Source organism: Microcystis sp. LE19-10.1B (genome assembly GCF_027530565.1).
In the GTDB taxonomy this organism is placed as follows: domain Bacteria; phylum Cyanobacteriota; class Cyanobacteriia; order Cyanobacteriales; family Microcystaceae; genus Microcystis; species Microcystis aeruginosa.
On sequence record NZ_JAPZQM010000103.1, the window covers coordinates 1 to 6664 of the forward strand.

Annotated in this window: 6 protein-coding genes; 5 read left to right on the forward strand and 1 reads right to left on the reverse strand. The window is 41.9% G+C overall.

Going from position 1 to position 6664, the window contains the following annotated elements; genetic code table 11:
- Nucleotides 1-298: 298 nt before the first annotated feature.
- The 5 genes from O9332_RS03425 to O9332_RS03445 all read left to right on the forward strand — a co-directional run bounded on the left by O9332_RS03425 (nucleotide 299) and on the right by O9332_RS03445 (nucleotide 5126).
- Nucleotides 299-571: a hypothetical protein gene (locus O9332_RS03425; protein WP_071825130.1), complete on the forward strand. Its 273-nt coding sequence runs from the start codon at nucleotides 299-301 to the stop codon at nucleotides 569-571.
- Nucleotides 568-1257: a J domain-containing protein gene (locus tag O9332_RS03430; protein ID WP_002763029.1), complete on the forward strand. Its 690-nt coding sequence runs from the start codon at nucleotides 568-570 to the stop codon at nucleotides 1255-1257. The genes O9332_RS03425 and O9332_RS03430 overlap by 4 nt, the downstream gene beginning before the upstream one ends.
- Before the next feature lie 249 nt (nucleotides 1258-1506).
- Complete coding sequence (locus tag O9332_RS03435) at nucleotides 1507-2118, forward strand: DUF3611 family protein (RefSeq protein ID WP_002800798.1); 612 nt, start codon at nucleotides 1507-1509, stop codon at nucleotides 2116-2118.
- Between the two features lie 2 nt (nucleotides 2119-2120).
- Nucleotides 2121-2462 (forward strand): DUF565 domain-containing protein, encoded by a 342-nt coding sequence (locus O9332_RS03440; RefSeq protein WP_002763032.1) that lies wholly within the window; start codon nucleotides 2121-2123, stop codon nucleotides 2460-2462.
- A gap of 441 nt (nucleotides 2463-2903) precedes the next feature.
- Entirely contained in the window at nucleotides 2904-5126 is a 2223-nt protein-coding gene (locus O9332_RS03445) for a tetratricopeptide repeat protein (protein WP_288023645.1), read from the forward strand.
- Nucleotides 5127-5383: 257 nt separating this feature from the next.
- On the opposite strand, the gene O9332_RS03450 is transcribed toward O9332_RS03445, so the two are convergent.
- Nucleotides 5384-6584, reverse strand: a protein-coding gene (locus tag O9332_RS03450) for an ISAzo13 family transposase (RefSeq protein WP_223213110.1) whose coding sequence is annotated in 2 segments (ribosomal slippage) — nucleotides 5384-5581 and nucleotides 5583-6584 — 1200 coding nt in all. Because the reading frame shifts where the segments join, the coding sequence is not laid out codon by codon here.
- Nucleotides 6585-6664: the final 80 nt, after the last annotated feature.

Below are 6664 nucleotides of genomic sequence, written 5' to 3' on the forward strand. Positions count from 1 at the left end.
TTGCGGGGATCGGGGGAAAATTCAGGTACTTTTTCCCTGAAAATTAGGTAGTTGACCACCTCAAAACTGGTAAAACCCCACACCCCACACCCCACACCCCACACCCTGCCACCACCGAAAAGCTTTTTCAGCAAACCCTAACTAGGATCACCTTGTAGGTGTGGCAAGGGTTTCAACCATTGCTGTCCAAAAAAGCACAGAATAACCCACTATGAAATTCTATCAAATCGCTGTAACCATTGTAAAATCGTTGTTAAATAAAAATCTTTCTCAATTAATTCTTAAGAATTTATAAATATTGCGAAATGTTAATTTAAATATTCTCAAGTTTTTGGAGTCAATAAATAATTTTTGCTTATCTTTGTCCAACATGGGGTTAGAAGTCAGGAGTCGGGAGTCAGAAGTCAGTATTCAGGAGACAGGAGATTATTTTTATGTATTCTTCCCACACCCCACACCCCACACCCCACACCCCACCTCCCCACTTTCCCACTCTCGACAATTCTCCTTCTCCGCCGCGTTAAGCATAGTCGATAATAATAAAAGACAGATCGATCGCTTGCGCTCATGACCGGCAACCACTACCAAACCTTAGAAATCAGCCATAAATCGACCCCTGACGAGATTAAACGGGCCTATCGGCGTTTAGCCAGACAATTCCATCCCGATAGTCAAAACGATAGTGCCAGTCACGATAAAATCGTCGCTATTAACGCCGCCTACGAGATTTTAAGCGATCCGAGGCTAAGAAAGGACTACGATAACCAACTAATCGCCAATTTTCCCGAAAAACGCGGCCAACGCACTGCCACTGCCCAAGCAAATTACCATCGTTACAAAGAGGCAGTCCAGGAAGACGAGGCCCTGGTGAAACAGTGGTATAACCAGACCTATAGCCCGATTAATCGTCTGATCGGTCAAATTATTCGACCTCTCAAAGGTCAGATCGATCACCTATCCGCCGATCCCTTCGATGATCAGTTAATGGCTGTTTTTCAAGACTATCTAGAAACCTGTCGCCAAAATCTCGATCGAGCCAAAACCCTCTTTTGCCAAAGGCCCAACCCTGCCAAAATGGCCAAAGTGGCCGCTTCTCTTTACTACTGTCTCAATCATCTCACTGACGGACTAGAAGAATTAGAAACCTTTACCCTTAACTACGATGATCGCTCTCTCCACACCGGTCAAGAAATGTTTCGCATGGCCCAGCGTTTACAGGTGGAAGCTAAACAGATAGCCAGTCAGTGCCAAAATTAAATCTCTGGTAAAAATCAAAAATTGTTGTTAGGGTTAGGAGCCAGTAGTCAGTAGTCAGGAGAATTAAGAATGAATAATAATCAATTAAATGGTCTATTTACAGATTTTAGGCAATTTAATCATTATTTTTGCCTTTTTTGAACCATGAAAAATTAATTATGCCAGAGCTTGATTAAATCTCTAGCCATGGGCAAAAAAAAAGACGAAAATAGATCAAGACCAGATTTACCCAACCCTAGCTTAACCCCGATGAGAGACAAACAATCAGAAATTACCAATATATCCACCCCTAGAGATTCTGATCTTTATTCCTTGCCTCCGGCCGTCCAACGAGCTGCTAATATCCTTTTACGTCAGGGAAGAATCGGTTTTTGGACGCAGATTGTCCTGGGCGTAATTTCGGGGGTTTTATTACTCATTGCTACCGCTAGTTTATTAGGGACGAGACAACGCACTTCTGGCATTGAAATCGGTGTTTTATGTGCCATTGGTGGGGCTGGTTTCTTGGTGGTCGCCATTTTCTTTTCTTCTCGTTACATGAAAATTGCCCGTCAAATGTTGAGAGGTGATCAAGATAGTCGCCCGAAAAAATCCGATACTATTCAGTTAATCCGTCAGGGTTTAATCGCTAATATTATCGGGATGTTTTTAACTATTTTGGGAGCGCAAGCCTTGGCGGGAATTGTCTTAATTAAATCCCTCAATGTTCCCCAAGGTACTTTTAATGTTGCCTCTAACCCCAGTCAATTTGTTAATTCGGTTGATCTGTTAATTGTGCAGGCTAATACTAATACAATTCTCGCTCACTTTACTGGTATCGTTACTTCTTTGTGGCTTCTTAATCGTATTACTTCTAAATAAATATGGCCATGCAACGCACCCGTTTAAGTACGCTGGCTAATGTCACCAGCAGTCGATTTAATAGCTTTTTTGGTAATCCTTGGCGGCGGATTTCCCTACAGATAATTTGTGTTTTATTTGGAATTTTTTCTGGTCAAGCAATTGTCACCACTGCTGGACAAACTGCTCAATGGGATGTCACAGCTGCTGGTTTATTAGTGCTGTTTACGGAGGCGATTAGCCGGATTGTTTACCGAAAAAGTTCTCAGGCTAAACCCGCACCGATTCTGCGAGAATCTTTCAATTTACTCAAAATTGGTATCACCTATAGTTTGTTTCTAGAAGCCTTTAAAATTGGCTCTTAAATAGGGTTTGCTGAAAATGTTTCTTGGTGGGGTGAGGATTCAGGAGCCAGTCGGGGAAAGTGGAAACCTTGCCCTTAAGTGCCGACCGGCAGCGAGCAATCGTAGCCAGCCTAGACAGAACTAATGTATTAGTTAAGCTGCCCAACGATACCCTTACTCCATGGCGCTTCTCAGGAAAATAAGGATTTCAGACGTTCATTCTCATTAGTACATTAAAATTACCCAGCTTTAGCATAGGCTCTGTAAGACTTTTAGCCATGGCTAATATATTCATACGGGAGAAGTTCAGTTATAATTAAATTACCAAATTATATTTAGGCCAAATTTTTTTAATCATCATGCCACAACAATCCTTAATCACTAAAACCCTGACAGCGCAAGCCATTACCCCCCCCCGCACAAAATAGTTTAAATGTCAAGCTTTTTAGAAAAATACTTTTATTGTCTCCCCTGTTGTTTTGGGAATTATTGGGTTTAGAAGTTAGCTCAGTTAAAGCAGTAGAAAACCTACAATGTCCCGTTATTTCTAGGGAAGAAGTTGATACTAATGCTCTTAAAAGAGAAATTGCTAATTATTCAGACACTCTGCGAGTCTATCCTAGCGATCTGGGTACGATTAAACTTTATCTTCAACGGGGAATGGCGCGAGAAAAAATCAACGATCAAAACGGTGCGATCGATGATTTCAGTCAATACATTTGGTACAGTAATTATAATGCTCCCGCCTTCAAAGATAGACAGTTACTAGCTCAAGCCTATTATCAAAGAGGTGTGTTAAAGTTAGCCATGGCAAAGGAGCAGCGTCAGCTAAAATTATTAGAAGCTGCCCGCTCAGATTTTCAGCAAGCCTTTAAATATAATCCCAATAAAAGCGAAGTTTACTTTAACCTAGCAATTATTGCATCTTTGCTCAATCATCAATCCTTGGCTTTAGATTATTACCAGCGTTTCATTGGTTATGAAACTGAAGATTATCGCGGCTATTATCATCGAGGACAGCTATACTCTCAGTGGGGAAATTATGCAGAGGCTATCAAAGATTATGATCTGGCTATTTTATACAAACCCGATCTAATTGAAGGCTATTATAATCGGGCTATAGCTTTAGAAAAGATAGGGGGAAAACGAGAGGCTTTTAAGGATTATAAAATCGTTTTAAAATGCTCACCTAAATTATTTTTAGCCAAGAATGCTCCTAGCAGTTATCAAAACCGTGCCAGAGTACAAATTGAAATGGCTGACGAGGAAGTAGAATTAGCCAATTTATCTTCTAATTCCCTGTCAGGATATCAAACAGCGATCGAGTATTACAATGGAGCAATCAAAGATCTAGCACTTGTCATTCGTATTAATCCCAACTACGATAAAATTCCCCATTCTAGAGCATTTCTTAAACGGGGTTATGCTCACCTAAGACTCAACAATAATCAAGGGGCAATTCAAGATTATAACCAAGCAATTTATCTGCAACCCCAAGACGCAAAAGCCTATGTATATCGTGGGTTAATGCGAGCCAATAAATATCAAGAATACGCAGGAGCTTTAGAGGATTTTACTGCGGCAGTGGCACGAAATCGTCATGATGCAGCCGCTAACTATCATCGGGGGTTAGTGCTGTATAAATTGGGGCGTTATCAGGAGGCAGTAGATAATTATAATATTGCCTTAGCCCAAGATGATGGGATTAATACACCTAGTTTTACTTCTCGATCTGTCTGTAGCGAAAATATCCGAGAATCTGCCGACAAAAATTATTTTTATAACTCCAGAGAAACCGATTTTCGTCCTAATTATAATGTCTCTTGTCATGCTCAAGCCCGGGGAGATGCTTATTTTGCTCTGAAAAATTTTGCTGCGGCCGAAAGAGATTATACTACTTATATAGTTGCCTATCCTAACGATCCAGAAGGGTATCATAAACGGGCTAATGCGCGTTTTGAAAAAGGGGATAAACAGGGAGCGATCGAGGATTATAATGTATTCCTACAAAAAGTCCGTGATGCGAGAATTTTCTATAGTCGTGGTAATAGTAGCGCTGACGTGGGAGATGACCAAGGAGCGATTACAGATTACCTGCAATCTTTGAGCATTAATCCTATCGATGTGACAGCGTATAGTAATCGGGGAAATGCACGCACTGATACCGCTACTATTCCCGATAATGTACAAGTAACACCGAGAATATCGGAGAATCCGATCGCCTATAATAATCGTGGTATTATTCGACGACAAACTGGGGACAAGGAGGGTGCTTTAGAGGATTTAGATAAGGCAGTTAGCTTGAATTCCAATAATCCTATTGCCTATAATAACCGGGGAGTTATTCGCTTTGATTTGGGAGATAATGCCAGTGCTTTGGAGGATTTAAATATGGCTATTTCTCTCCAGTCTAACTATGCTGAAGCTTACTATAATCGAGGTTTAGTTAAGGAAAAAATGGGCGATAAGAAGGCAGCGATCGCTGATTATCAATTAGCAATTACTTATCAGCCAAATTATGGCGAAGCTTATTATAATTTGGCGCTTGCCACCTACGACGATAAAAATCCTAGTAGTCGAGTAGCGAGCCTTAACTATTTGCAAAAAGCCGCTAATGCTTTGATAAAAACTGGTAATTTAGAACTTTATGAACGCGCGGTAGAATGGATGTTAAAAATGCAGTAATTTCTCGAAAAAATAAGCTCATTTTTGACAAAGACTTCAAGACTTGGCTATTTCAAGCCTTCAAAGAGCGGGGGAGTCTCTTATTGCCGATCAATTAGCCGCTAATCATCATACAAGGTTGGGTTGACGTAAGGAAACCCAACCATAAACCCAAGGAAACTACCGTAGGTTGGGTTGACGTAAGGAAACCCAACTATAGACCCAAGGCAACCCAACAAAAAGATTCAGAGAACTCCATAAAAAAGATGATCCAATAGTCAAGTGGTTTGATAAGGGATTTCCACAAACCACTTTGGCAAATGGGGAAGTCGATTAATCTGTTTTTCCAACTCTGCCATTGCCTTCTGAATCAACTTTACCCCAGTGTGGTAAACCTTCTCAATGAGCTTGACGACCGGATTTTTTCCTTTGAAGGTAAGGGTTTCGGCAAAGTGAAGCACCGTTTCCACACCCCAAGAGTAAACTCCCCTTCCAATGCTGCTCCAGCCAGCCAAAGGTACGTTCTACTGGATTGTACTTGCTGTGATAGGGGGGATAGTAGGCTAACTCAATGTTCAATTGCGACTGCTGGGCAAAGGCTACCATCCGGTTCATAAACTGAGTACGACGAGAATGGTTCTCCGGCCCATTGTCTTGGTTAATCACCAATTTGTGAATGTGGCTAAAGCGGTCTTTTACCATCGCCCACCACTGCTCCAGCAAGTCCACAATACAATCTGCGGTCAGTTTAGAGCTGACAAAGAACAAGTACAGTTCATTGTATTCGGGGAGGAAAATACCATAGGGGGTGAGGGTGGTGCTCGCATCAAAATCATGATCTAAGGCAATAGTGGTCACTCGCGTTTTGCCTCCTCGGTCAAACTCTCCAACTTTGACCGCTACTTTGGCATCCATTGAGATACGTAAGGTCTGCGGGTCAGCATCGGCCTGTTGATTAACCGAGTGGATTTGCTCAAAGATGGCATCCGTTTCCGGTATTTTCTTTTGCGGTTTCGCCTTGACTACTCGTTTTAATCTATATCCCATCTCGTTTAATCGGCAACGAATTGTCTCCTCACTGGGTAATTCCTCCGGATGGTAGCCTTTCTGCTCTATCAATTGACGACGCACTTCCGATGCACTTATCCGGCTGTATAAACGGGTGCTTTTGAAACTAGGATCGGTCTGTGCCTGGGGTTCTACCAAGGCTCGTATGTCTTCGAGCAAATTAGGTAATTTTTCTTCTACTCGCTTGCGTCCACTGCGATGATAACCATCTTCGAGTGCTTGTCCACTGGTCAATTCCCCCATCCCTTTGCGGATTGTTCGCCGATTCCAGCCCAATTCTCGTTCGGCAAAGGTTTGCCCTCCAATACCTAACGTTTTCACCACTTCTGCCATAAATTGTCGTCTGTCACTGCCTTTCAGCTTTTGGGCAGTTTTGATATAAAGGGCTTTCAGACTATCGGTTAGTTGAATCAGGGATGCTGGTTTCATGCGAGTTCCTCACTCTGAGGATTTTCCCGTTATTATAGGATCAATCATTCTCTGTAATTCTC